The sequence below is a fragment of the Vibrio maritimus genome, from assembly GCF_021441885.1.
GTDB classification, from domain to species: Bacteria; Pseudomonadota; Gammaproteobacteria; order Enterobacterales; family Vibrionaceae; genus Vibrio; species Vibrio maritimus_B.
Map to the genome: position 1 here is coordinate 719568 of NZ_CP090438.1, position 23169 is coordinate 742736.

Annotated in this window: 22 protein-coding genes; 8 read left to right on the forward strand and 14 right to left on the reverse strand. The window is 45.2% G+C overall.

Going from position 1 to position 23169, the window contains the following annotated elements; genetic code table 11:
• Positions 1-27 precede the first annotated feature (27 nt).
• The 10 genes from ybeD to leuS all read right to left on the reverse strand — a co-directional run bounded on the left by ybeD (position 28) and on the right by leuS (position 10712).
• Positions 28-306, reverse strand: a complete 279-nt coding sequence (gene ybeD / locus LY387_RS03260) for a DUF493 family protein YbeD (RefSeq protein ID WP_042473702.1) — start codon at positions 304-306, stop codon at positions 28-30.
• Between the two features lie 143 nt (positions 307-449).
• Entirely contained in the window at positions 450-1628 is a 1179-nt protein-coding gene (locus LY387_RS03265; RefSeq protein WP_234495301.1) for a serine hydrolase, read from the reverse strand.
• 99 nt (positions 1629-1727) lie between these two features.
• Complete coding sequence (locus LY387_RS03270) at positions 1728-2528, reverse strand: septal ring lytic transglycosylase RlpA family protein (protein ID WP_234495302.1); 801 nt, start codon at positions 2526-2528, stop codon at positions 1728-1730.
• On the reverse strand, positions 2528-3649 hold the full coding sequence (gene rodA, locus LY387_RS03275; RefSeq protein ID WP_234495303.1) for a rod shape-determining protein RodA: 1122 nt from the start codon (positions 3647-3649) through the stop codon (positions 2528-2530). Before rodA ends, LY387_RS03270 begins: the two co-directional genes overlap by 1 nt.
• Positions 3646-5532 carry a penicillin-binding protein 2 gene (gene mrdA, locus LY387_RS03280; protein ID WP_234495304.1) on the reverse strand — a complete coding sequence of 629 codons (1887 nt, stop codon included), beginning with the start codon at positions 5530-5532 and terminating at the stop codon, positions 3646-3648. Before mrdA ends, rodA begins: the two co-directional genes overlap by 4 nt.
• A gap of 11 nt (positions 5533-5543) precedes the next feature.
• A complete protein-coding gene (rlmH, locus tag LY387_RS03285) occupies positions 5544-6014 on the reverse strand; it encodes a 23S rRNA (pseudouridine(1915)-N(3))-methyltransferase RlmH (protein ID WP_042473711.1) in 471 nt (156 codons plus the stop codon).
• Positions 6015-6018: 4 nt separating this feature from the next.
• Positions 6019-6336 carry a ribosome silencing factor gene (rsfS, locus tag LY387_RS03290; protein ID WP_042473714.1) on the reverse strand — a complete coding sequence of 106 codons (318 nt, stop codon included), beginning with the start codon at positions 6334-6336 and terminating at the stop codon, positions 6019-6021.
• 71 nt (positions 6337-6407) lie between these two features.
• Positions 6408-7427: a DNA polymerase III subunit delta gene (gene holA, locus LY387_RS03295; protein WP_234495305.1), complete on the reverse strand. Its 1020-nt coding sequence runs from the start codon at positions 7425-7427 to the stop codon at positions 6408-6410.
• A 13-nt stretch (positions 7428-7440) separates the two neighbouring features.
• Complete coding sequence (lptE, locus tag LY387_RS03300) at positions 7441-8007, reverse strand: LPS assembly lipoprotein LptE (RefSeq protein WP_234495306.1); 567 nt, start codon at positions 8005-8007, stop codon at positions 7441-7443.
• Between the two features lie 131 nt (positions 8008-8138).
• Positions 8139-10712 carry a leucine--tRNA ligase gene (leuS, locus tag LY387_RS03305; RefSeq protein ID WP_234495307.1) on the reverse strand — a complete coding sequence of 858 codons (2574 nt, stop codon included), beginning with the start codon at positions 10710-10712 and terminating at the stop codon, positions 8139-8141.
• A 137-nt stretch (positions 10713-10849) separates the two neighbouring features.
• Here leuS and LY387_RS03310 point away from each other — a divergent pair, with 137 nt between their 5' ends.
• A complete protein-coding gene (locus LY387_RS03310) occupies positions 10850-11320 on the forward strand; it encodes a zinc ribbon-containing protein (protein WP_128648982.1) in 471 nt (156 codons plus the stop codon).
• A gap of 59 nt (positions 11321-11379) precedes the next feature.
• Here LY387_RS03310 and cysZ read toward each other — a convergent pair whose 3' ends face one another.
• A complete protein-coding gene (gene cysZ / locus LY387_RS03315; RefSeq protein ID WP_234496044.1) occupies positions 11380-12084 on the reverse strand; it encodes a sulfate transporter CysZ in 705 nt (234 codons plus the stop codon).
• Between the two features lie 217 nt (positions 12085-12301).
• On the opposite strand from cysZ, the gene zipA reads away from it, so the two are divergent.
• From zipA to LY387_RS03330, 3 genes are all read left to right on the forward strand, one after another.
• The gene (gene zipA, locus LY387_RS03320) at positions 12302-13303 is read left to right on the forward strand and encodes a cell division protein ZipA (protein ID WP_234495308.1); all 1002 of its coding nucleotides are present in this window, start codon (positions 12302-12304) and stop codon (positions 13301-13303) included.
• 67 nt (positions 13304-13370) lie between these two features.
• Positions 13371-15374 carry an NAD-dependent DNA ligase LigA gene (gene ligA, locus LY387_RS03325; RefSeq protein WP_234495309.1) on the forward strand — a complete coding sequence of 668 codons (2004 nt, stop codon included), beginning with the start codon at positions 13371-13373 and terminating at the stop codon, positions 15372-15374.
• 484 nt (positions 15375-15858) lie between these two features.
• On the forward strand, positions 15859-16983 hold the full coding sequence (locus LY387_RS03330) for a porin (protein WP_234495310.1): 1125 nt from the start codon (positions 15859-15861) through the stop codon (positions 16981-16983).
• A 150-nt stretch (positions 16984-17133) separates the two neighbouring features.
• Here the strand turns inward: LY387_RS03330 and LY387_RS03335 are convergent, their stop codons facing one another.
• Positions 17134-17760, reverse strand: a complete 627-nt coding sequence (locus LY387_RS03335; protein WP_128648979.1) for a DUF2057 family protein — start codon at positions 17758-17760, stop codon at positions 17134-17136.
• A 174-nt stretch (positions 17761-17934) separates the two neighbouring features.
• Here LY387_RS03335 and cueR point away from each other — a divergent pair, with 174 nt between their 5' ends.
• Positions 17935-18339, forward strand: a complete 405-nt coding sequence (cueR, locus tag LY387_RS03340; protein WP_234495311.1) for a Cu(I)-responsive transcriptional regulator — start codon at positions 17935-17937, stop codon at positions 18337-18339.
• A 640-nt stretch (positions 18340-18979) separates the two neighbouring features.
• Here cueR and LY387_RS03345 read toward each other — a convergent pair.
• Complete coding sequence (locus tag LY387_RS03345) at positions 18980-19858, reverse strand: TraB/GumN family protein (protein ID WP_234495312.1); 879 nt, start codon at positions 19856-19858, stop codon at positions 18980-18982.
• A gap of 465 nt (positions 19859-20323) precedes the next feature.
• Between LY387_RS03345 and LY387_RS03350 the strand changes: the two genes are divergently transcribed.
• The 3 genes from LY387_RS03350 to LY387_RS03360 all read left to right on the forward strand — a co-directional run bounded on the left by LY387_RS03350 (position 20324) and on the right by LY387_RS03360 (position 22624).
• On the forward strand, positions 20324-21001 hold the full coding sequence (locus LY387_RS03350; protein ID WP_042473740.1) for an oligogalacturonate-specific porin KdgM family protein: 678 nt from the start codon (positions 20324-20326) through the stop codon (positions 20999-21001).
• A gap of 216 nt (positions 21002-21217) precedes the next feature.
• Positions 21218-21571: a DUF2799 domain-containing protein gene (locus LY387_RS03355; RefSeq protein ID WP_234495313.1), complete on the forward strand. Its 354-nt coding sequence runs from the start codon at positions 21218-21220 to the stop codon at positions 21569-21571.
• Positions 21572-21880: 309 nt separating this feature from the next.
• Complete coding sequence (locus LY387_RS03360; RefSeq protein ID WP_234495314.1) at positions 21881-22624, forward strand: oligogalacturonate-specific porin KdgM family protein; 744 nt, start codon at positions 21881-21883, stop codon at positions 22622-22624.
• Positions 22625-22655: 31 nt separating this feature from the next.
• Here the strand turns inward: LY387_RS03360 and LY387_RS03365 are convergent, their stop codons facing one another.
• Positions 22656-23105, reverse strand: coding sequence for a DUF411 domain-containing protein (locus LY387_RS03365; RefSeq protein WP_234495315.1), 450 nt, complete (start codon positions 23103-23105; stop codon positions 22656-22658).
• Positions 23106-23169 lie beyond the last annotated feature (64 nt).

Genomic DNA, 23169 nt, shown 5'->3' on the forward strand with positions numbered 1-23169 from the left:
TCAAAAAAAATTTAAAGTTTCAAATTTTTACAGAACCATGCGAACGATGTCGATCTCACCAAGTTCTTTATAAAGGGTCTCTACCTGCTCGATTGAGGTTGCTGTGATATTGATAGATACAGCGTGGTAGTTGCCTTTTGCACTTGGCTTAATGGTTGGGCTGTAGTCCCCTGGCGCGTGGCGTTGGATCACTTCCAACACTTTTTCAGGAAGCTCTGGTTTTGCGTAACCCATCACTTTGAAGGTAAAAGAGCAAGGGAACTCTAGTAGGTCTTTGAGTTTTGCATCAGAGTTGATGGTCAACATAATAGGGACTCCAAAAAATACCAATTCTTTATAACGGTGCGAATAGTAATGCCTTACGTGGACGATCTCAAGCCAATGAAAAAGTAAAGCCGCTTTAAGCGGCTTTACGATGACTCGATTACTTTTGCGTTAAACACTAGGGCTTAGAAAAAGCTCTTGAAAAGTAATACGATGTAATCCCACAAGCGACTGAATAGGCTACCTTCTTGAACATCTTCAAGAGCAAGCAGTGGGTATTCAGCAACGTCTTCGCCTTCTAGTTGATAGTATAGCTTACCAACTACATCGCCTTTAGATATTGGTGCTTCTAGCTGTTTTTCAAGTACGAAGCTGGCTTTTAGGTTTTTCGCTTGGCCGCGTGGCAGCGTGACATAGGTGTCCTGATCGACGCCAAGTGCGACTGCGTCTTTGTCACCCATCCACACTTTCTCTTCAACGAAGGTTTCGTCTGCTTTGTGTGGGTTGACCGTTTCGAAGAAGCGGAAGCCGTAGCTCAGTAGCTTTTTGCTTTCTGATTTACGAGCGTTTGCGCTCTTAGTACCCATAACTACCGCAACAAGACGCATCTTACCTTCGGTCGCAGAGCTCACTAGGCTGTAACCCGCTTTGCTTGTGTGACCGGTTTTGATGCCATCAACGTTCATGCTCTTGTCCCAAAGTAGACCGTTACGGTTGTATTGGGTGATGCCGTTGTAGGTAAATTTCTTCTCAGAGTAGACACGGTACTCGTCAGGCACATCTTTGATAAGTGCGCGGCCAAGCAAAGCCATGTCATACGGTGTTGAATACAGGTTTGGATTGTCTAGACCGTGTACGTTAGCAAAGTGTGAGTTGGTCATGCCAATCGACTTCGCCCACGCGTTCATTAGGTCAACGAACGCGTCTTCAGAGCCCGCAATATGCTCCGCCATTGCGACACATGCATCGTTACCCGATTGAATGATGATACCTTTGTTAAGCTCATCAACGGTGACTTTTGTGCCGACTTCGATGAACATCTTAGATGAATCTGGGAAGTTCTTAGCCCAAGCATTCTTGCTGATAGTTACTTCATCTTGTGGCGTAATATTACCACGCTTAAGCTCTTGACCGATGACGTAGCTGGTCATCATTTTTGTCAGGCTAGCTGGATGAAGCTGGGTGTTCATCTCTTTCTCAGCTAGAACTTTACCAGAGTTGTAGTCCATCAAAACAAAGCCTTTGGCTGCGATTTGAGGCGTATCAGGCATGACAACAGGTGCCGCAGTAGCAGAAGTGGCTGCCAAAGTTGCGGAAAGAGCAATAGTGGTTACAAATTTCATAGAAGACTTATTCTTATTCATTTCGAATGCGTTTTAGTAATAGTTCGTATAGTAACAGAATGTTTGCTACAAACTAGATAGCTTACACTAAGTAACAACAGTTATTTATGTCAATGATGTTTACAGTTTTTTGACGAAAGCTGAGGGATAACCAATCTTTTGCACCTGTTCTAGCACGTCCTGCGTCTGCTTGTAGTCTTTAAACGGACCTAACATCAAGCGGTAGTTACTGTTCACAGGGGTTAAGAAGGTCTCGACGGATAGCTTTTCTGCCAACTGCTTTGACAATTCATCGATGCGATCCTTGTGTGGCGATGCCGCCACTTGGATCGTGTATTCAGGATGTTGGTCGAGTTTATGCTGACTCGACGGTTTTTCGACGATGATAACTTCAATTTCAACGTTTGCCGTGCCAGTTTTAATTACGTCGAGTTTGCTCGCTGCGGCATAGCTTAAGTCGATGATGCGTCCATCATGGAAAGGTCCGCGGTCATTAACACGAACAATCGTCTCTTTGCCATTGTCGAGGTTTTTCACTTTGACGTAGCTCGGCAATGGAAGCGTTTTGTGCGCCGCTGACATGGAGTACATGTCATACACTTCGCCATTTGACGTTAAGTGACCGTGAAACTTCTTACCGTACCAGGATGCTTGGCCACTCTCTTTGAAACCCTCGGCATCTTTAACAACGGTATAGCTCTTGCCACGTAACGTATAGTTCTTGTTACCACCTAAACTGTATGGCTCATACTTTGGCTGAGCTCCTTCAATATGGTCAACCGAAATTGGCGTTGAAGGTGCGACATCATCTTTGATGTCATAACGACTGTCCGATGATGAGCATCCCGCAAGAACGGCGACACCTAATGCTAGCCAAAGCCAGTTGAGTTGGTCACGCCATTGAAAATTCCGTTTGTTCATTAAGTTGCCTTTGAGAATGCTTTTCTGTGTGTATGTATGGACATTAAGATGCCAAAACCAGCCATCAGAGTCACCATGGAGGTTCCACCGTAACTAATGAGCGGCAATGGTACACCAACAACCGGTAATATACCGCTCACCATACCAATATTTACAAAAACATAAACGAAGAAGCTCAGTACGATACTGCCAGCCATCATTCGACCGAATGCAGTTTGAGCAGAGCTGGCGAGATACAAACCGCGCCCAATAATGAACAGGTAAAGTGCTAAAAGAATCAGAATGCCTACCATTCCCCATTCTTCAGCAATCACAGCAAAGATAAAGTCGGTATGGCGCTCTGGTAGGAATTCTAACTGAGACTGAGTTCCCTGCATCCAACCTTTACCGGCAATACCACCGGAGCCAATCGCGATCTTACTTTGGATAATATGATAGCCAGCACCAAGCGGATCAGACTCTGGGTCAAACAGCGTTCTTACACGAACCTTTTGGTATTCGCGCATGAGGAAGAACCAAAGCACAGGCACAAAAGCGCCGAGAGCCATAGCAGCACCAAAGATAATCTTCCAGCTGATACCCGCCAAGAAGATAACAAAGATGCCTGATGCAGCGATCAGGATAGAAGTCCCCAAATCTGGCTGTTTAGCGATCAAAACTGTCGGGACAAACACCATGACCAGGGAAATGATCAAGGTTTGGAATGTAATTGGTAGTGAGCGCTTACCTATGTAGCGAGCGACCATGAGTGGTACGGCGAGTTTGAGAAGCTCCGAAGGTTGAAAGCGAACGAACCCTAGGTTTAGCCAGCGCTGAGCGCCTTTAGAGGCTTCACCGAAAAACAGTACCCCAAATAGAAGTAACACGCCGGCAAAGAACATCAGAGGTGCCAGGCTTTCGTAAGTCCGTGGTGAAATTTGAGCTAGCACGACCATTACAACCAGTGCCAGCACCATGCGCATCGCCTGTCTGTCCATCATTGCCATACTTTGCCCACTGGCACTGTACATGACGACTAAGCCAAATCCCATAAGGGCTAAAACGCCAAGCACAAGGGGGAGGTCGATGTGAAAGCGCTCAAACATCACTCGGCTTTGACCGGTGGAAGGATCAAATCTCATTCTTCTTCACTCTCTTCCTTTTCTGCCAGTGCCAAATCGAACAGTTGTCGAGCTACTGGCGCACCGTTGCTCGAACCACCACCGGCGTTCTCGAGAACGACGGTGACCACGACCTCAGGGTTTTCAAACGGGGCGAAGCCGGTAAATAATGCGTGGTCTTTTAAGTGTTCAGCGAGCTCTTCGGCATTATATTCTTCGTCTTCGGCCAAGCTAAATACCTGCGCCGTACCCGATTTACCACCGCTTTGATAAGGCATATTGGCGAAAGCGCGTCGAGCCGTGCCTTTCACACCGTGGTTTACGCGGCGCATGCCCTCTAGTGCAATATCCCAATAGCGCTCTTGCACACCCGAAATAGGCGGTCTAGAGTCAACTTCACTCAATGTTTGATGATCAAAGCTGTCGCCATTTTCTATGGTTGCGCGCAGCAGGTGAGGTGAGAGCACTTCACCGCGATTCACGAGCACAGATGTTGCCTTCGCTATCTGCATTGGCGTTGCAGTCCAGTAGCCTTGCCCGATACCAACAGGGATTGTGTCACCTTGATACCATGGGGTGCGGTGTCTTGCCATTTTCCACTCACGTGTTGGCATGTTGGCTTTGCTCTCTTCATAGATATCAATACCCGTGTAGTCACCGAAGCCGAACATCATCATCCACTTGGATAGGCGATCAATACCCATATCGTAAGCAATTTGATAATAGAAGGTATCAACCGACTCCTCGATCGCTTTTAGAATATCGACCTTACCATGTCCCCAACGCAGCCAGTCACGGAATGGGCGCGTTTTAGAGTTTGGAATTCGCCAGTAGCCGGGGTCATTACGCGTCGTTTTAGTGGTAATCACACCTTCTTGAAGTGCACCAACAGCAATAAATGGTTTAACGGTTGAGGCTGGTGGATAGATACCTAACGTCGCACGGTTCACCAGTGGACGGTTTTTGTCTTCCAGCAATGCGCGATAACCTTTACCCGAGATACCGTTTACAAAAGCGTTCGGGTCATAACTTGGACTGGATACCATCGCCAGTACACCGTTATCACTCGGATCAAGAATGATAGCCGATCCACGTCGACCATCGAGCAGTTTGTGTACCTTTAACTGGAGTACGATATCAAGGTTAAGGACAATATCTTTCCCCGGAACGGGCGGCACAAACTTAAGCGTGCGAAGCACTCGACCACGGCTGTTTACCTCAACCTCTTGATAGCCTGCCGTGCCATGTAAAATATCCTCATAGTAGCGCTCGATACCCAATTTACCGATATCACGAGTCGCCTGATAGTTGGCATCTTTTTCTTCGCGGATGAGGCGTCGCATGTCTCGGTCATTAATTCGAGACACATAACCAATCACGTGAGTGAGGACATCGCCATACGGATAAAAACGTTTTAGATTGGCCGCAATCTCTACACCAGGGAATTTGTGCTGATGTACAGAAAAAATGGCGACTTGATCTTCCGTCAATTGCGTCAGTATCGGAATAGATTTAAAGCGGCGAGTTCGCTTGCGGTCTCGGTTGAAGGCTTCTTCACGCTCAGGCGAAATATCCAGATACTGTCGCAGCGCTTGGATGGTGGCATCCATGTCTTTGACTTTCTCTGGGGTGATTTCTAAGTTAAAAACCGGACGATTTTCTGCAAGCAAGATACCGTTTCGGTCATAGATGAGTCCACGGTTTGGTGCGATAGGCACGACTTTTATGCGGTTGTCGTTGGAGCGGGTTTTATAGTCTTGATACTGGTTGACTTGGATGTTGTAGAGGTTAGCGACGAGCACTAACACCATAGCAACGATAGCAACAAAAGCCACAATGGCGCGACTTTTGAAAAGTCGCGCTTCGGCCTGATGATCCCGTATCTGGCTGCGTTTACGTTTCATCGCTCGCTAAATTACTCTCTGTGATACGGATGGTTAGCGGTAATCGACCAAGCTCGGTATAAGCTTTCTGCCATTACAATGCGCACAAGCGGGTGAGGCAGTGTCAGTGCAGACAAAGACCAGCTTTGGTCTGCAGCGGCCTTACATGCTGGTGCTAGCCCCTCAGGGCCTCCAATTAAGATCGACACATCTCGACCGTCGAGCTTCCAACTCTCAAGCTGCTCAGCAAGCTGGGGTGTATCCCATTTCTTACCTGGGATATCCAACGTGACAATGCGGTTTCCTTTTGGAACCGCGGCAAGCATCGCTTCGCCTTCTTTTTGAAGGATACGTGCGATATCCGCATTTTTGCCACGCTTACCTGCTGTTATTTCGATGAGCTCAAGTGGCATGTCGTGCGGGAAGCGTCGGCGATACTCTTGAAAGCCTTCCTCAACCCATTTGGGCATTTTGGTACCGACTGCGATCAGTTGTAGTTTCAAACCACTAGCTCCAAAGCTTTTCTAGTTGATACAGCTCGCGGTGCTCTTCTTGCATTACATGCAGCATGGTAGAGCCCATATCCAGCACGACCCATTCACCCTCGGTATCACCATCGATGCCCAAAGGCTCAAGTCCTACTTTTTTCACTTCTGAAGCAACATGATCGGCAATTGAAATGACGTGTCTTCTAGAGGTGCCGGTACAGACGATCATAAAGTCTGTGACGCTGGACTTACCTTCAACATCAATAGTGACAATGTCTTGGGCTTTCATATCGTCCGCTTTATCAGCTAGAAACAGTTTCAATTCTTCGCGTTGCAAAAGAGATTCCTCAGTGTTTTTTTGAATAGTGGAGTACGTGTACTCAATCGATCGCTAATTATATCACGATTTTATGGTTGTAAAGACAAGCTGTTGTCAGCGCTACTCAGGTTAAGCGTCAACTGCTGCAAGTAAGGCCAAGGACTCAGCTCATATTGGGTTTTAACCTGAATCTCGATGGCGGTGAGCAGTTGGATCGCTTGGTGCAGCTTTTCAGGCGTTAGGCGATTCAGTGCGGCACTATACAGCGGCTTCTTGTTTTGCCAAATCCTAAACTTATCAAATACTTCTCTAATCGATGACTGCTTAAGCATCTGCTGCATCTTAGAAAGTTGCGTCAGCTCTTTTTGGATGGTACGCAGCAAAATCGTCGCCTCAACGCCTTCAGATTCCAGTTGTGTCAGTATACGGTGCGCACGCTTTGGCTTGCCTTCAAGCAGCGCATCAACCCAGTGGAAGACGGTAAAATGATTGTGTCGACTTAACGATTCTTGCACTCGAATGAGATTGAGCTGTCCATCAGGGTAGAGTAGCCCCAGTTTCTCAAGACTCTGAGAAAGGGCAAAAAGATTGCCCTCGTGCCACTGGCAAAGCAGTTGCACAGCTTCGCCGTCTGGTGCCAAATTGTTGGCTCGACAGCGTCTCATTACCCATTGTGGCAGTTGTTTGATATCAGGAGTGTTACAGCTAACCAAGCAGGCATTGAGTGCTTTAAACCATTTAGCGGACTCTTGCGCTCTTGTGAGCTTTGTTCCGGTAATGATAAGCACGATGTCGTCATGCAATTGGGGCGCTATTTCTGCAAGATGCTTTGCCGTTCCCGCGTTTATTCCCGATTCTGGTACCGTGAGTTCGATGATCTGCTTCGATGAAAACAAGCTTAGCGCCTGGGTGCAGTCATACACTTCGTTCCAGTCTAGGGAATTATCGATACTAAAACGATGGTGTTCCTCAAAACCGAGTTGTTTGGCGTGTTTGACAATGCCGTCACGGCTTTCTTGAACGAATAGTGGCTCGTTGCCAAATAGCATGAAGCAGTGATGCCACTGTTTCGCTAAGTGCTCAACTAGCCTGTCCGCAAATATTCTCACAGCGAACTACCTATTATGACTTAGCGTCGGCTGGCGTGTTTGTGTCTTCAAGGAGTTGCTGTTCTTCGTACTCCTCGATTTCTGTCTTAAGGCGAGCCATCTGGCGCATCATTTGCTGCGCGGAAAATTCGCGCATCTCATCTTCGATAAGCTTACGTTCAGCAGATTTTGCTAGTGCAGATAGCGGGTTATCAAGGTAGCTGCGGGTCATGGTCGCGGTAAAATCTTTAGAGCCGAGATTCGGTACGGTCACACGGTAGTTAACTTCGTAGACGACTTCTTTTTCTGCCGCACGCGTGTTTTGGTACAGCGAGAGGGTACGATCGGTAATAGTTTCACCGGTAATATGGATATTCGGCACGTCTTTGCTCGGTGAAACGAGATCGATCTGATTCAAACGCAGTTGCTCTTTGATAAGACGAGTGATCTTGCTGTATTGGTCAAAACTGGTGACCGAAATAGCGGTAATGTCTTCAGGTACCGAGTACTCGCCACGCAACTGGAATCCACACGCTGTCAGCAAAGAAGAGAGAAGAATAATAAAACTGGCTTGTGTTAGTTTTTGTTTGAATCGAAACATAGCTACCGAAGACTCTCATTGAAAAGGCTTATGTAAGTCCCTGAACAGACACTTAGATAAGGCTTTGCTTAAAATGGACAAAAGAGCCGCAGTGGTAAACTGCGACTCTTGATATCATAAAGTGATGATGATTAGTTCGCTACAATATTCAGTAGCTTACCTGGTACATAGATCACTTTACGAACAGTTTTGCCATCTGTGAACTTAGTGACGTTCTCGTCGTTCAGACCAAGCTCTTCAACTTGCTCTTTAGAGGCGTCAGCAGACACAGTCAGCTTAGCGCGCAGTTTGCCGTTTACTTGAACAACGATCAGCTTCTCGTCTTCAACAAGGGCTTTCTCGTCATGCGTTGGCCATACTGCGTTGTCGATGTCTGACTCACCTAGAGCAGTCCACATTTCAAATGAGATATGTGGAGTGATTGGGTAAAGCATTGCCACTACTGCTTTTAGCGCTTCATCTAGAATCGCACGATCTTGCGCTGACTCTTGAGGCGCTTTCGCTAGCTTGTTCATCAGTTCCATGATAGCTGCAATAGCAGTGTTGAACGTTTGACGGCGGTCGATATCGTCCGTTACTTTCGCGATAGTCTTGTGAACGTCGCGACGAAGTGCTTTTTGGTCACCAGAAAGAGCGGCAGTATCTACGGCTTCTGCTGCGCCTTTCGATGAGTGCTCGTTAACCAGTTTCCAAACACGTTTCAGGAAGCGGTTAGCACCTTCAACGCCAGACTCTTGCCACTCAAGCGTCATGTCTGCAGGGGATGCAAACATCATGAATAGACGTACGGTATCTGCACCGTACTTGTCTACCATCTCTTGAGGGTCGATACCGTTGTTCTTTGACTTAGACATCTTGATCATGCCTGAGTGCTCAACATCGCGGCCTTGGTTGTCTTTCGCCGAAGTGATGCGACCTTTACCGTCACGCTCAACCGCTACGTCTGTTGGTGCAACCCACTCTTTACCGCCTTTGTCATTCTCGTAGTAGAACGCGTCAGCGAGTACCATGCCTTGACATAGTAGTTGCTTAAACGGCTCGTCAGAGGTTACGTAACCCGCGTCACGAAGCAGTTTGTGGAAGAAGCGAGAGTACAGTAGGTGCATACAAGCGTGCTCGATACCACCAATGTACTGGTCTACTGGTAGCCAGTAGTTTGCTTTTTCTGGATCTAGGATGTCGTCAGCTTGCGGTGAACAGTAACGCGCGTAGTACCAAGAAGACTCCATAAACGTATCGAACGTGTCCGTTTCACGAAGTGCAGGTTCGCCATTAAATGTGGTCTTTGCCCATTCTTTGTCGGCTTTGATTGGACTAGTCACGCCGTCCATAACCACGTCTTCTGGAAGAATAACCGGTAGTTGGTCAGCAGGTACTGGGTGAACTTCACCATCTTCAGTCGTTACCATTGGGATTGGTGCACCCCAGTAACGCTGACGAGATACACCCCAGTCACGTAGACGGAAGTTTACAGTCTTGTGACCTTTGCCTTCAGCTTCCAGTTTTGCTGCGATTGCATCGAAGGCCGCTTGGAATTCAAGACCATCGAACTCGCCAGAGTTAAACAGTACGCCTTTCTCTGTGTACGCTTCTTCAGAGATGTTCAGCTCGCTGCCATCAGCAGGCTGAATGACAGGAAGAATATCTAGACCGTACTTAGTCGCAAACTCAAAGTCGCGTTGGTCGTGACCAGGAACCGCCATAACCGCGCCTGTGCCGTAGTCCATCAGTACGAAGTTAGCCACATAAACTGGCACCTCACGACCGTTTAATGGATGAATAGCAGTAAGGCCAGTCGCCATACCTTTCTTCTCCATTGTCGCAAGCTCAGCTTCTGCAACCTTGTTGTTTTTGCACTCTTCAATGAACGCTGCAAGCTCAGGGTTGTTCTCAGCTGCGATCGCCGCTAGAGGGTGACCTGCTGCAATACCCACGTAAGTCACACCCATTAGGGTATCTGGACGAGTTGTGTAGACTTCTAGATCTTGTTGACCGTTAACGGCAAACTTCAGTTCAACACCTTCAGAGCGACCAATCCAGTTGCGCTGCATGGTCTTAACCATGTCTGGCCAACCTTCAAGGTTATCTAGGTCATCAAGAAGCTCTTGTGCGTACTCAGTGATCTTAATGAACCACTGTGGAATCTCTTTTTGCTCAACCGGAGTGTCACAGCGCCAGCAGCAGCCATCTTCAACCTGTTCGTTTGCAAGAACAGTTTGGTCATTTGGACACCAGTTAACCGAAGAGGTCTTCTTGTACACTAGGCCTTTTTCGTAAAGCTTAGTGAAGAACTCTTGCTCCCAGCGGTAGTACTCAGGCGTACAAGTAGCGAACTCACGGTTCCAGTCGTAGCCAAAACCAAGCAGTTTAAGCTGGTTTTTCATGTATTCGATGTTTTCGTAAGTCCATGGCGCAGGAGCTGTGTTGTTTTTAACTGCAGCGTTTTCTGCAGGTAGACCAAACGCATCCCAACCAATTGGTTGCATTACGTTTTTACCTTGCAGGCGTTGGAAACGAGATACCACATCACCGATCGTGTAGTTACGTACGTGACCCATGTGCAGTCGTCCACTTGGGTAAGGGAACATTGACAGGCAGTAGAATTTTTCTTTATTTGGGTCTTCACTTACAACAAAGGTTTCATTGTTGTCCCAATGCTGTTGAACTTTACGTTCAATGTCTTGTGGGTTGTATTGTTCTTGCATCGATGATGTCCGGTTATCTTGGAATTTGTGAGTTCTGTTAATACAGAGACTAATAGATCGTCATAGAATACCTAAAGGAAGCTCGGTCAACAATAGCCAATATAGCCTTCATCGTATTGGGGTAAATAGGGGGATGTATGCCTAAGCGTAAAACCAGTTATGAAGAAATGATCGAAGACGTGGTTGAGAATCTCAAACACAGCCCTGATGAGCTACAGCACGTGCTTGAAAAGTCAGGACAAGTTGTTGAGGCTGCCAACGATATGACTAAGGATGAAATGGCACTGATCTCAGCGTATGTGAAGTCGGATCTGAAAGAGTTCGCTGACAACTACGAGGAGAGCAAAAGCGGTCCATTTTATTTGATGATTGCGAACTCGATTTGGCAGGGATTATTGGACATTACCGACAAGACGAGAGTCGAGTGGGTCGAGTTGTTCCAAGACCTTGAACATCAAGGTGTGTACACCTCTGGAGAAATGATTGGCTTGGGTGTACTGGTTTGTGAAGAGTGCGGCCATAAGACCGAGTACAATCATCCCACGGTAATCAGCGATTGTGGTAAGTGTGGTAACAAAACCTTTAGTCGCCAGCCTTTAAAGCCTTAATGTTCCTGTTACGATGTTCCTTACCATAAAATAAGGAACATCGATGTTTCATCTCGCGTCTATTTGTATTGGTCGCGGAATTCTTGCACCCACATTGCTGTAGCCCCACAAACCGATACAGGAACGATAAACAGGTTCAGAATTGGAATCGCGGTGAACAGTGACACCAACATTCCGAAACTATAGGCTTTGCCTTGCTTTTGCTTTAACGACATTCGCATGTCGTTAAACGGGACTTTGTGGTTATCAAACGGGTAGTCACAGTACTGAATAGCCAGCATCCATGCGGTGAAGATAAACCAGGCAAAAGGACCGATCGTTTGCCCAATCGCGGGTATTAACAGCAAAAGAAACAGACCGATGGCTTTCGGTAAGGTGTACAAGAGTTTACGCCATTCACGAGCCATTATTCTCGGCACATCTTTGACGACACTCATTAGGCCTTCATCGTTGACCTTGTTTCCGGTTAGCTGCTCTTCAACTTTCTCGGCAAGCAGGCCGTTGAACGGCGCCGCAATAAAGTTGGCTAAGGTACTAAAAAAGTAGGAAAAGGTCGCAAGGATAGTAAGCGCTAACAAAGGCCAAAGGATATAGCTAAGCCATGATAAAAATTCTGGTAGATAGCCTAGCCAACCTTCAATCCATGCATTTAAATTAGAGAAAAGGTAGTACATCGCAGAACCCACTAGAATGATGTTAGCGAGTAATGGTAACAACACGTAGCGTCGGATCCCTGGAGTGAAAGCGATTTGAAAACCTTGCATGAAGTAGCCAAACCCAGTGTTTGCTTTGTTCAAAATTGGTGTCCTTTGTTCGGTATTAGCGATGCGAATGCACCCGACTATAACAAAAAAGGCTTCATGAAATCACAAACTTCTTATACTTAGGTGTTCTAATCATCTATAGAGTTTTGGTAAAGTAGAGAAAGCTGAAGTGTGTAAGCGCTTCTTTAAGGACTATTTTTAACATTGAGAGCAAACAATGCAGGAATTGCGATTCGTACTCATTATTGTCGGTGCCTTGGCTATTGCGGCGCTACTGTTCCACGGTTTGTGGTCGAGCAAAAAGGAAGGCCAGAAGAAATTTGGCGATCGACCTCTAGGTAAGTTAGACGAAAATGACAACGCTGACGATGACTACGTTGCTCCTGAAGATGATTTCGAGATCATCAGAAAGACACGCACAGAGCCAGATTTTGGATTAAATGAGCAGAAGCCTGCTTATGACCCTCTGGATGATACGCTACCAGAAGAGGCACCAATCCAGCAGCAGGTGGAACAACCTGAACCAGAATTACAGGAAGCGCCCGTTAGCTTCCAAAGCACGCCTGTAGAAGAACCAATGCCAACTGCAGTTGTTGAAACTCAAGAGGAAGAGCCTCTGCCATCGTTTTCTGCAAATAAAGATGATGATATTGATGCGGTTGAGCCGAGAATCGATTTAGACGCGCTCAATGATGACATTGGCGAAGAACTTGAAGAGCCTGAAACGCCAGTGAGTATCTCTGAGCCAGTTGCACCAGCAGTAGCCCAAGAGCCGGTGGAACCAAAAGAACCAGAGATGGAAGTCTTAGTACTCAACGTACATTGCTCTGGTGATGTACCTTTCAATGGAACAGAATTGTTCGACAGTATGCGTCAAAACGGTCTTATTTACGGTGAGATGGATATTTTCCACCGCCACGCTGATTTGTCGGGTACAGGCAAAGTGTTGTTTAGTGTCGCGAACATGATGCAACCAGGCACGCTTCAACATGACGACCCAGCAACCTTTACCACTAAAGGTATCTCATTCTTTATGACGCTACCTTGTTTTGGCGAAGCAGACCAAAATTTCAAGCTGATGTTACGTACAGCGCAGCAGATCTCTGACGATCTCGGTGGCAACGTATTGGATGACAGACGCAACCTTATTACGCCAACGAGACTGGACGCATACCGTCAACAGATCAAAGAATTTAACCTGGCAAAAGCCAGCGCGTAATCTGAATTAAATCGAAGCAAAAAAGGCTCCTTAGGAGCCTTTTTTATCAGTACTATCAAGGTATAACATGTCGCAACAACGATTAAACGAACTCAAACAACAGCTTCATTATCACGGTGTGAAGTACTATGTTGAAGACAGCCCTGAAATCCCAGACGTTGAATATGATCGTCTTATGCAAGAGCTACTTGGCATTGAAGCTGAACACCCAGAGTGGGTGACAGTGGACTCACCAAGTCAGCGAGTGGGCGGTCTACCACTTGATAGCTTCAGCCAAGTTCAACATGAAATACCAATGTTGTCGCTGGACAATGCGTTCTCAGATGAAGACTTAGATAGCTTTAACAAGCGCGTTTCCGAGCGACTGAATCGTACGGATGTTGGCGCCTATTGCTGTGAAGTGAAGCTTGACGGCTTGGCCGTAAGCCTTCTCTACGAAAATGGCACGCTAGTACAAGCCGCGACACGAGGTGATGGTACGACAGGCGAAAACATTACAGAAAACGTTCGTACTATCAGTGCAATACCTCTCAAGCTTCAAGGTGATGATATTCCGGCTCGTATCGAAGTTCGTGGTGAGGTCTTTATGCCGAAGGCGGGCTTTGAGAAACTCAACGAGCAAGCTGCAAAAAAAGGTGAGAAGGTATTCGTTAACCCAAGAAATGCCGCAGCTGGCAGTTTGCGTCAGCTGGATTCTCGTATCACAGCGAAGCGCCCACTTAGCTTTTACGCCTATAGCCTAGGGGTTGTCGAGGGCACCGAGCTTCCTGCCAGTCACTATGACCGCTTCTTGAAGCTAAAATCGCTTGGTTTCCCTATGGGCCCAGAAACTAAACGCGTCAATAGTATTGAGGAAGTCAAAGCCTACCACAAAGAAATCCAAGAAAAGCGTGAAGCACTTGCATACGAAATTGATGGCGTGGTGATTAAGGTCGATGATGTCGCTTTGCAAGAGCAGCTGGGTTTTGTTGCTCGCGCCCCACGTTGGGCGATTGCTTATAAGTTTCCGGCACAAGAAGAAATCACAGTCTTGAACTCTGTAGATTTTCAAGTAGGGCGCACTGGAGCCATCACCCCAGTAGCCAAACTTGAGCCAGTATTTGTTGGTGGAGTGACTGTCAGTAATGCAACGCTGCACAACGCCGATGAGATTGAGCGCTTGGGCGTAAAAGTGGGCGACAGCGTGATTATCCGCCGAGCGGGAGATGTTATTCCTCAGATCGTGTCTTTTGTACCTGAGCGCAGACCCGATGATGCAAAAGACATCGAGTTTCCAACGCACTGCCCAGTGTGTTCTTCTTTAGTGGAGCGTATTGAGGGTGAAGCCGTGGCTCGATGCACTGGCGGCTTAGTGTGTCAGGCGCAGCGCAAAGAGGCGCTTAAACACTTCGTTTCTCGAAAAGCCCTGGATGTGGATGGGTTAGGTGAAAAGGTCATTGAACAGTTAGTCGATAGGGAAATGGTGGAAACACCAGCTGATCTGTTCCGTTTGTCTGCGGGTCAATTAACAATTCTAGAGCGAATGGGGCCAAAGTCTGCTCAGAATGTGGTGAATGCCCTGAACGTATCGAAAGAAACGACACTAGCGCGCTTCTTATATTCCCTCGGCATTCGTGAGGTTGGAGAGGCTACGGCAGCAAACTTGGCCGCGCATTTCAAAACACTGGATGCTATTAGTCAGGCCACACATGAACAGCTTATTGAAGTTCAAGATGTCGGTGAGATTGTTGCTAAGCATATTCAGTTCTTCTTTAAGGCTGAGCTTAATCAAAACGTGATTGCTGCCCTTATCGAAGCAGGCATTCACTGGCCTGATATTGAAGAGTTAGCAGCAGACACACCACAGCCGTTGGAAGGTAAAACGGTGGTTCTAACAGGCTCACTGTCTGTACTTAACCGAAATGATGCGAAAGCTGCGCTTCAGGCGCTAGGGGCTAAAGTCACGGGTAGCGTGTCTAAGAAGACAGATATCTTATTCGCCGGAGACAACGCTGGGTCGAAACTTGCGAAAGCGCAAGAGCTAGGTATCGAAGTTAGAACCGAAGCGGATTTGATAGAGCTGATTCAATAGTCTTTTATTAATTTAATAAAAAGCCCCGATTATATACCGGGGCTTTTTTTGCGAGACACTTCAAATAATTACTGTTTAGAATATTAATAGCCAAACGGCAAATGAATAAATCACTAATTTTTAATTTATTTTGATGAAAAAATATTGGTGCGAGTCACTTCACATTAATTGGTGTGGTTTTCGCGCCATTGCTTTTTATTAATGAATGTAAAGCATTTCATTAAAGTTAGGATTAAAAATAAGATCTCCATCAATAACTCACCCCAAAATTTGTAGTGCCTCCTATTTTTTTTACCAAAAATAAGTCTTAAATTGATATTTTTTCTCGCGAAGTTAGTCTTGTAAATATGGATACACACAGTGTAGACAGCAAAATTAATCGGAAGTTCTGGTTATAAATAAAAAGGAAATAATTTGTTCTTCGGCGGCCAACTTAAGAGTGAATTATTGACAACAGCTATACCCATTTTTAGGAGTTTATTCCATGGAAAAAATGTTTAAACGCACCCTCCTAGGTGCAGCAGTGGCTTCATTAACAATGGCAGGTGCCGTTCAAGCGAAACCAGCAACAGATACAGTAGATCTATATGGTCAGATTGCTCTTTCTGTATGGCAATTTGGTGAAGATAAAATTGGTGGCGGTGACGCTCCAATTAAGCTAGAGAACGAATCTCGCTTCGGTTTGCGTGGTTCTCACGAGCTTGCTCGCGGTCCTAAATTTATCTGGCAGCTTGAAGGCGGTAACGTTGGTGACGATGGCGCTGGTAGTGGACTTGGTGTTCGTGATACCTACGGTGGTTTTGAGTTTGAAGACGCTGGTCGAATCCGTATTGGTCGAATGCTTACTCCGCTTTATGAAGTGATTGACTGGCCTTACTCGGGTCAACGAGCTGGCGCTATCTTTGACTGGGGTGGTGATGTACTAGGTGGTGCACGCTACGATCGTCAATCAAATATGGTTCGCTATGATTCTGCAAATCTTGGCGGTTTCACTTTCAACCTAGCAGCGGGTCGTGGTGATGAAGCGAGTGCGGATTCGAACTTCTATGGACTAGGTGCACACTACAGCGTAGGCGTACTAACACTGCACGGTGGTTATGAGTATGGTAAGGACCGTAAGTTTGACACATTGAACTCTGCTTACCAAAACTTCTTGAAGCAAAACCCTGGCGCACCTCTTATTGGGGATAAAGACACAGTAAATGGTCGCTCAGATACACAAGCAGGATTACTAGGCTTTGAACTAAACTTCGATACGTTTGGCTTTAACGGCGCATGGAAGTACGAGGAAGCAGATTATAAAGAGCTAAAAGATAAAGATGACAACGATCTTCTTCAATATGGTTCTAAGATCTCTCAAAATAGCTACTCGCTGGGTGCCGTATTTAGCGGTGTTGAAAACTGGCAGTTCAAGCTGAATTATGCGGCAAACCTAGAGCCTAAAATTGATGATACCGATACGGATGGTTACGCAGACTATATTGTTTCGGCACAGGCTCTATATTTCCTAGATGATTCTGCCATTACATATGTACGTCCTTACATGATCTCTAAAGATAACTCTTCTGCAGAGTTTGGTTGGGGTCTAGGTCTAGAATACTACTTCTAATTAAATCTCAAACACTGTCATTTTGGCCCCATACAATGGGGCCGTTTTTGGTTTAGATTAAAATACTTTGCTAAGATTAAGTGTCAGTAATAATAATAAAGCCTGCTTTCGAGCAGGCTTTGTGTGTTTGGGTTATGATACTTTGAACAGCTATTCTTCTAAGTTGCTAATTGCCCAAGTTAGGAACTTTTTACGCTCTTCATATGACGCGCTTTTAAATGATGACTTCATCTCTTGGTATGCATCACTATTGAGTTCTGTAGCCTGAACTTTTGATGTTTGAGTAAACTGAGATAAGCTCGCTACTGCGTTGGTCTGGTTATAGTCATTGACTTCTTGTGCCATATCAGCGGTTAAGCTGAAGGTGAGACCTAGTTGATCTTTTTTTACATCGGGAATCGGCTTTCCGTTGGTTGTAATATCAAACTCAGGTTTAGAATTGAACTCCATTCCTTGCTGTAAGGTTTGAACGTTCGGCACTGAGATAGAGATAGCTTTGTCAGAGGTTTCGAATGTTGCTACCAAGGGCTGAGATTTGAACTTGGTTTTATCGGAGCCTGTTTCCATGACTATTTTAGAAATGCGAAACACAAGTTGATTGACGCCGTTTTCTAAAACGATGTCGTCCTTTGAGTCAAAACCAAAGTTCGAATAACCGGCATCCTTACCATTAACGGTCAGTAGTTGTAGGCCTTTGGGCACATCTAGCGTAACCGCAGAGTATGCCATGGTGGGGGCTAAAACTATGCCTGCAAGTAGTGTTTTTGCTATTTTCATTACCACTCCTTAGTACTTTGCCAACACGGCAATCTTGATGTAGGGTCTCACTAATACTAGTTATTTTACATCGCGAATAATACCGGCTTTTGCAAGAGAACTTGTTCTGTACAGAAAATTGCGAGTCACTTATCATTTGAGCAACAAGGCAGAGGTATCGCGAAAGAGGGTGCTATGAATATTAGTGAAGTTGCAGCAAAAACGGGCCTAACCGCCAAGTCCATTCGTTTGTATGAAGAGAAAAAATTGATTTCCCCTCCGTTACGCGGTGAAAACGGATACCGAACTTACACTGCAAAACACATTGAACAACTCAGTGTCGTAGCCAAAGCCAAGCGTGTAGGTTTTACTTTAGAAGAATGCCGAGATATGGTCGACTTGGCGTTTCGACCTGACAGAACTAGCGCAGAGGTCAAAACAAGAACAAGTGAGAAACTTGCTGAAGTAAAGTCTAAGATTGAAGAACTGCGCTCAATAGAAGCTCAGCTCGAGACTTGGTTAGAACAGTGCCCAGGTGATGGTAGTGCTTCATGTCCAATCGTTGACGACCTTATTCAAGGCTGCAATACCAAAGCTTAGGCTCAAAGCCGGAACTCGCAGTAAAGCAGCCCATTATCAGTTTCTCTAAGTGTTAGAAACGTCGCTCTCCCCCTAGGAGTTTACAGCGTTCGATAGGAGTATAAGTCTGGCTGCCATCAGGTAGTTGGCATTCTACGTACGGACCCAATGCAGAACTGTTGGAGGCTACTGCGGGTAGTGAAAGAACACACCCCAGGACTAAAGCGGCAAAATATTTCATAACGATCCCTCATAACGATTAATAGAAAACATCTCACACTTCGAGATACAGCTAAGTATGAACAAGGGCTAATAAAGATCAAAAAAAATAGAGAAGATTAAAAAATTTTTAATTCCAAAAAAGTCGAACTTAATTGGAGTCGAAAATTAATAACGTTATGAAAATGATAGAAAAATTGAATATAGAGTTAAGCAATATCAGCCCTTAAATAGAGTTAAACAGTGCCCAACTACTTACTTTCTTTCTAACAAATTCTAACCAGTGTCTATCCAATTCATTGATTTGATAGAGTAAAATATAATCCAGACCTAAAAGGTAGTCATTTAAGTCATTGAGAGCCGTCGACCAGCCTACTTATCCGACATAAAGCTCATTAATCTCAGTTTCTTTTCTCACTGATAAGACAGTTTACATTGGACATTACATAGAGCAGTCTGCTTCGCCTGGTAATGTTAAACGTTCAATGGTGTAGCCCCTTTTGGATAGTAACTCGATAACGCTATCATCACCGACCAAATGCAATGCACCTACAGCGACGAAGAATATGCCTTCTTTATAGCGTGCATCTTCGGCTAGGGTCGAGGCCCAGTTTCGATTACGTTCGTAGATAAATGCGTGATAAAAATGCTCGTTGAATGCTTCGGCCTGTAAGATGGCGTCAAGATTATTATCATCACCTGCTTGCCAGGAATCAATTAGGCAACGGATACTTGCCTGACTATTTGCCCATTCGTTTATTGTCTGTTTGAGCATGTCGAGGCCGTTGTCTGGCTGCTTAGCAATAAGATCTATTTGAAATTGTAATGACTCTAAACCTAGTGTCGATAGGTTGTTTACTTCGGCCCATGCCATGAGCTGTGCCTCGACCCCATATTCTGCCTCAAATCCAAGGGAAGCAAACTGCCATTGCTGAAGCGTGAGTGCTACCTGCCATGGTGGGAGCGATAATAGCTGCTTAGCACTGAGCTTTGTCACTGAAGCAATCGATTCAAGTTGGTTGATTTCATCGGGACTTAGTGTGGAGCGAGTAGTGGGTTGCGAGTTTGAATTCGGAAAGGTAATAGGCTCATCTAGCTTGGCTTCGACGATTAGTGCATCAGCTTGGTTTAGCGCGTTCAACACAGGTTTGGACATTGTTGAGGTTTCTGGTGAGCCAAGGTGCACTGTACCCATTAAATACAAGGTCTGATTTGGGACCTCCGCCTTCCAAAGCATTGGCTGGGCCGATAAGTGTGAAGTGAACCCAGCAAGAAGCAGGGTTAATCCCAATGTCACACAAGTGTTGATGATCTGTCGCATTGTTTTTCTCTTTTCGTTGCTCACGATAAAGCTTAACACATTAATACCACCATACTTTTCATCTTACGGCTCGCAGTTATTAAAATTCTCATCGCGAATTAAATGGTGTTTTAAATAACTAAATTAGGACGACAGTCACACTTTTTATGGTTGTTTAGTCGATGAATCTTGAGGTTTTGCGACAAAAACATATCTAAAGCGACATTGATTGGTCGCTTATTGTGACAGTAATCAAGGTTAATTCTTTTCTAGAATTTTATATAAAATTACAGGCCGAACTTAAGTGTTTGATTTTAATGGTTTTACATTTATTTTTAAATGTCTAGTGTGATTTTTGTCACTTTACCGGGTTATTTATTTGTTGGTGCGAATTAATTGCGAGTACATTGAGTGCAAGCCAACTGGCAACGAAACAAGACGGCAATATAAGCCGCCCATATATCAACAAATATAGGTGTTTTTACCATGAAAAAAGTCCTCGCTCTTACCGCTTTAGCAGTAGCTTCAACAAGTGCATTCGCTGGTTCTTCTTATGTAACAGGTAACGTTCAATTCCACGATACTTACCTGCAAGGTTCAAAAGCGACATCAACGCTAGAAGCTGGCCATACGTTCGACTCAAACACAACGCTTCTAGTAGAGTTTGATGCTATTCCACTTGGTGACGTAAAAGATACTGATCGCCCATTACCTTTTACAACACTAGGCGCTGAGCAAGTATTCAATGTAACAGACAACTTCTGGTTGGCTGCGGGTTATCATCACCTAGTACAAGCGGGTGACACTGTACAGTATCGTCCACTTATTAAAATCGGTTATAACTTCGACAACGGTATCTCTCTGAGCAACCGTACTCGTCATCACATTCAAGCAGATAAAAACAAAGATGATGAAACTCGCTTAGATAACAAAATTGCTTACCAATTTGCTGATCAACCCGTCGCTGTTAGTTACAACAACATCTATGTGATTAAACAAGGTGACAATGATAACACGATGGACCACGAGCTACGCGCCACTTGGACTCGTGATGGTGTTCAACCTTACTTTGAGTTCCGTAGCCAAGCACACGGTTTGAAAGACAGCAACGGTAGCAGCCTAGTGAATAACGCCTTTGTATTCGGTGCGTCTTACGGCTTCTAAACGTCAACAATTTCGTTTTAGAAAGGTCCCTTATGGGGCCTTTTTTTTTGCAAGAAATGTAACGATAGCGCGAAAAATGTTAGTGGTGACTCGCAAGGTTTGAGAGCAGATAGTAATTGGCTGTGGTGACATCGTAGTGTTACGTGATAATGAACAAACTTATCGTATTGAGTTGCGAGTACACGATTTTATCCACACTGATGTCTTGGAGGTATTATGCGAAACTTAACTCGGATTGCAGGGATATTGATTTTTCTATTGATTGCGGGGTGCACCTCGACAAATTTTCCAACCGATGGCTCGGTAGATAGCTGGAACCAATTTGGTTATGTGGAAGCAAAAAAAGGATACTCAAAAAAGGATCAGGACTACCTACAGCTTTCTGAGCAAACACTTTTTGACGCTTACTCTAAAGGCTATGAAAAAGGGCGAGCTGAGTTCTGTGAGCAAGATGCCTACAAACTTGGGATTATGGGCAAACCTTATACTGGCATCTGTGATGAGTTAGATTGGCGATTTCGGATGCGCTATAACGATGGTCGCTCAAACCAAAGTCTTGGGAGATTGTAGTTTATATTGAGGTGAATCACGCTGACTAAAGTGGGCTCTCACATAGCTTTAATCTTTTTTGGAAAATTTTAAGTTTACTCAAACTGGTGATATTTAACGCAGTTGGGTCAATTGGGGGCGAGCTCTTCGGAGTGTCATGACATTTAGTTGACAGGTAGAATTAGATTTAAATGCAAGATTATGATTATTAATGATTTATCTAAATTTCTATTCATTATGACCTTTCAGTTTGATGACTTTGTCAAAACTTGTGTTTTACTCTGAGTAACTAAAGGATAGGCGCAAATTAGCCAATAAAAGGAAGCTACTTTGCGTCACCTAATTTTTGTGTTGCTTAGCCTCACTGCATTTTTTGCAAGCGCCGCCTCTTCATACATCGAAGGCAACATCCAATTTAATAGCACTTACCTTTACGACTCTAAAACCACTGCCAAAATGGAAGCGGGTCATACCTTTGATACGGATACGACGGTTCGTTTTATCGTAGAGGACATTCCCATTGGTAAGACGCCATACAGTCATCATAACCACCACAATAATGTTTACTATGGTCACTCTGCTCGAGCACCGCTGACTACATTAGGGGTTGAACAAAAGTTTCAGATGTCGAAAAACTTTTGGCTGGGGGCGGGCTATGAGCACTTGATGCAACTTGGTGAGACTGTCCAATATCGCCCACTGTTTAAGATTGGGTATGACTTTGATGAGGGACTGTCACTGAGTCATCGCACGCGTGTTGAGGCCTATGCAAAGCACGACCGATGGGGTTACAAGCCAGATATCGACTATCGTTTCGACAGCAAGGTGGAGTATCAATTAAAAACTCACCCGATAAAGCTGCACTATAACAACGTTTATCATATGAGTGGGGCTTACCATCCTTACTACCCATATACCGATAATGCGATGGACCATGAATTTAGGTTAACACTGACGAAATTCGCATTTCAGCCTTATTTTGAATACAAGAACCAAGGCACGTTCCGAACACCATACTACCCACGTGGCACGGCAAACTCAGCCATTGTCGTAGGTGGTACTTATCACTTCTAAAAAAACGCCCACTTTATGTGGGCGTTGTCGTTTACATGTTGTACGAACGGTAGGAAAAGACTTGCCCTTCTTCGTTGTAAGCATAGACATGATACGGGTCTTTTTGATCGCCATATTCCATACCAGGAGAGCCGACAGGCATCCCAGGTACTGCTAAGCCCTTCGCACCTTTTGGTGGGTTTTCTAGAAACGCCTTGATGTCGTCAGCGGGAATATGCCCTTCAAACACATAGTCGCCGATAACAGCCGTATGACACGAGGCGAGCTCCGGTTTGATACCAAGCTTTTGTTTTATTGGGTTCATATTCTTATGATCTTCGACGGTGACCGTGAAGCCTGCGTCTTCCATGTGCGTGACCCAGTCTTTGCAACATCCGCAGTATGGGGATTTATAGGTCAGTACATTGGTTGCAAACGCCGAGCCTGCTAGCATCGCCAGCGATAGCGTTGCCAGTTTTATAAATCGTTTTTGGTTCGACATAGTTCATCCTCTTTAACATTGCATTGTTATCAACAATCACCAAGTGCTTCATATAACCTTATTT

Bases quoted from the DNA above. Each gene is read 5' to 3' on its own strand.
- leuS (WP_234495307.1), bottom strand. From the start codon at position 10,712: ATGCAAGAACAATACAACCCACAAGACATTGAACGTAAAGTTCAACAG.
- LY387_RS03310 (WP_128648982.1), top strand. From the start codon at position 10,850: ATGCCTAAGCGTAAAACCAGTTATGAAGAAATGATCGAAGACGTGGTT.
- mrdA (WP_234495304.1), bottom strand. From the start codon at position 5,532: ATGAAACGTAAACGCAGCCAGATACGGGATCATCAGGCCGAAGCGCGA.
- LY387_RS03265 (WP_234495301.1), bottom strand. From the start codon at position 1,628: ATGAATAAGAATAAGTCTTCTATGAAATTTGTAACCACTATTGCTCTT.
- rodA (WP_234495303.1), bottom strand. From the start codon at position 3,649: ATGAGATTTGATCCTTCCACCGGTCAAAGCCGAGTGATGTTTGAGCGC.
- LY387_RS03345 (WP_234495312.1), bottom strand. From the start codon at position 19,858: ATGCGACAGATCATCAACACTTGTGTGACATTGGGATTAACCCTGCTT.
- lptE (WP_234495306.1), bottom strand. From the start codon at position 8,007: ATGTTTCGATTCAAACAAAAACTAACACAAGCCAGTTTTATTATTCTT.
- cysZ (WP_234496044.1), bottom strand. From the start codon at position 12,084: ATGCAAGGTTTTCAAATCGCTTTCACTCCAGGGATCCGACGCTACGTG.
- ligA (WP_234495309.1), top strand. From the start codon at position 13,371: ATGTCGCAACAACGATTAAACGAACTCAAACAACAGCTTCATTATCAC.
- LY387_RS03350 (WP_042473740.1), top strand. From the start codon at position 20,324: ATGAAAAAAGTCCTCGCTCTTACCGCTTTAGCAGTAGCTTCAACAAGT.
- LY387_RS03335 (WP_128648979.1), bottom strand. From the start codon at position 17,760: ATGAAAATAGCAAAAACACTACTTGCAGGCATAGTTTTAGCCCCCACC.
- zipA (WP_234495308.1), top strand. From the start codon at position 12,302: ATGCAGGAATTGCGATTCGTACTCATTATTGTCGGTGCCTTGGCTATT.
- cueR (WP_234495311.1), top strand. From the start codon at position 17,935: ATGAATATTAGTGAAGTTGCAGCAAAAACGGGCCTAACCGCCAAGTCC.
- LY387_RS03330 (WP_234495310.1), top strand. From the start codon at position 15,859: ATGGAAAAAATGTTTAAACGCACCCTCCTAGGTGCAGCAGTGGCTTCA.
- LY387_RS03270 (WP_234495302.1), bottom strand. From the start codon at position 2,528: ATGAACAAACGGAATTTTCAATGGCGTGACCAACTCAACTGGCTTTGG.
- LY387_RS03355 (WP_234495313.1), top strand. From the start codon at position 21,218: ATGCGAAACTTAACTCGGATTGCAGGGATATTGATTTTTCTATTGATT.
- LY387_RS03365 (WP_234495315.1), bottom strand. From the start codon at position 23,105: ATGTCGAACCAAAAACGATTTATAAAACTGGCAACGCTATCGCTGGCG.
- ybeD (WP_042473702.1), bottom strand. From the start codon at position 306: ATGTTGACCATCAACTCTGATGCAAAACTCAAAGACCTACTAGAGTTC.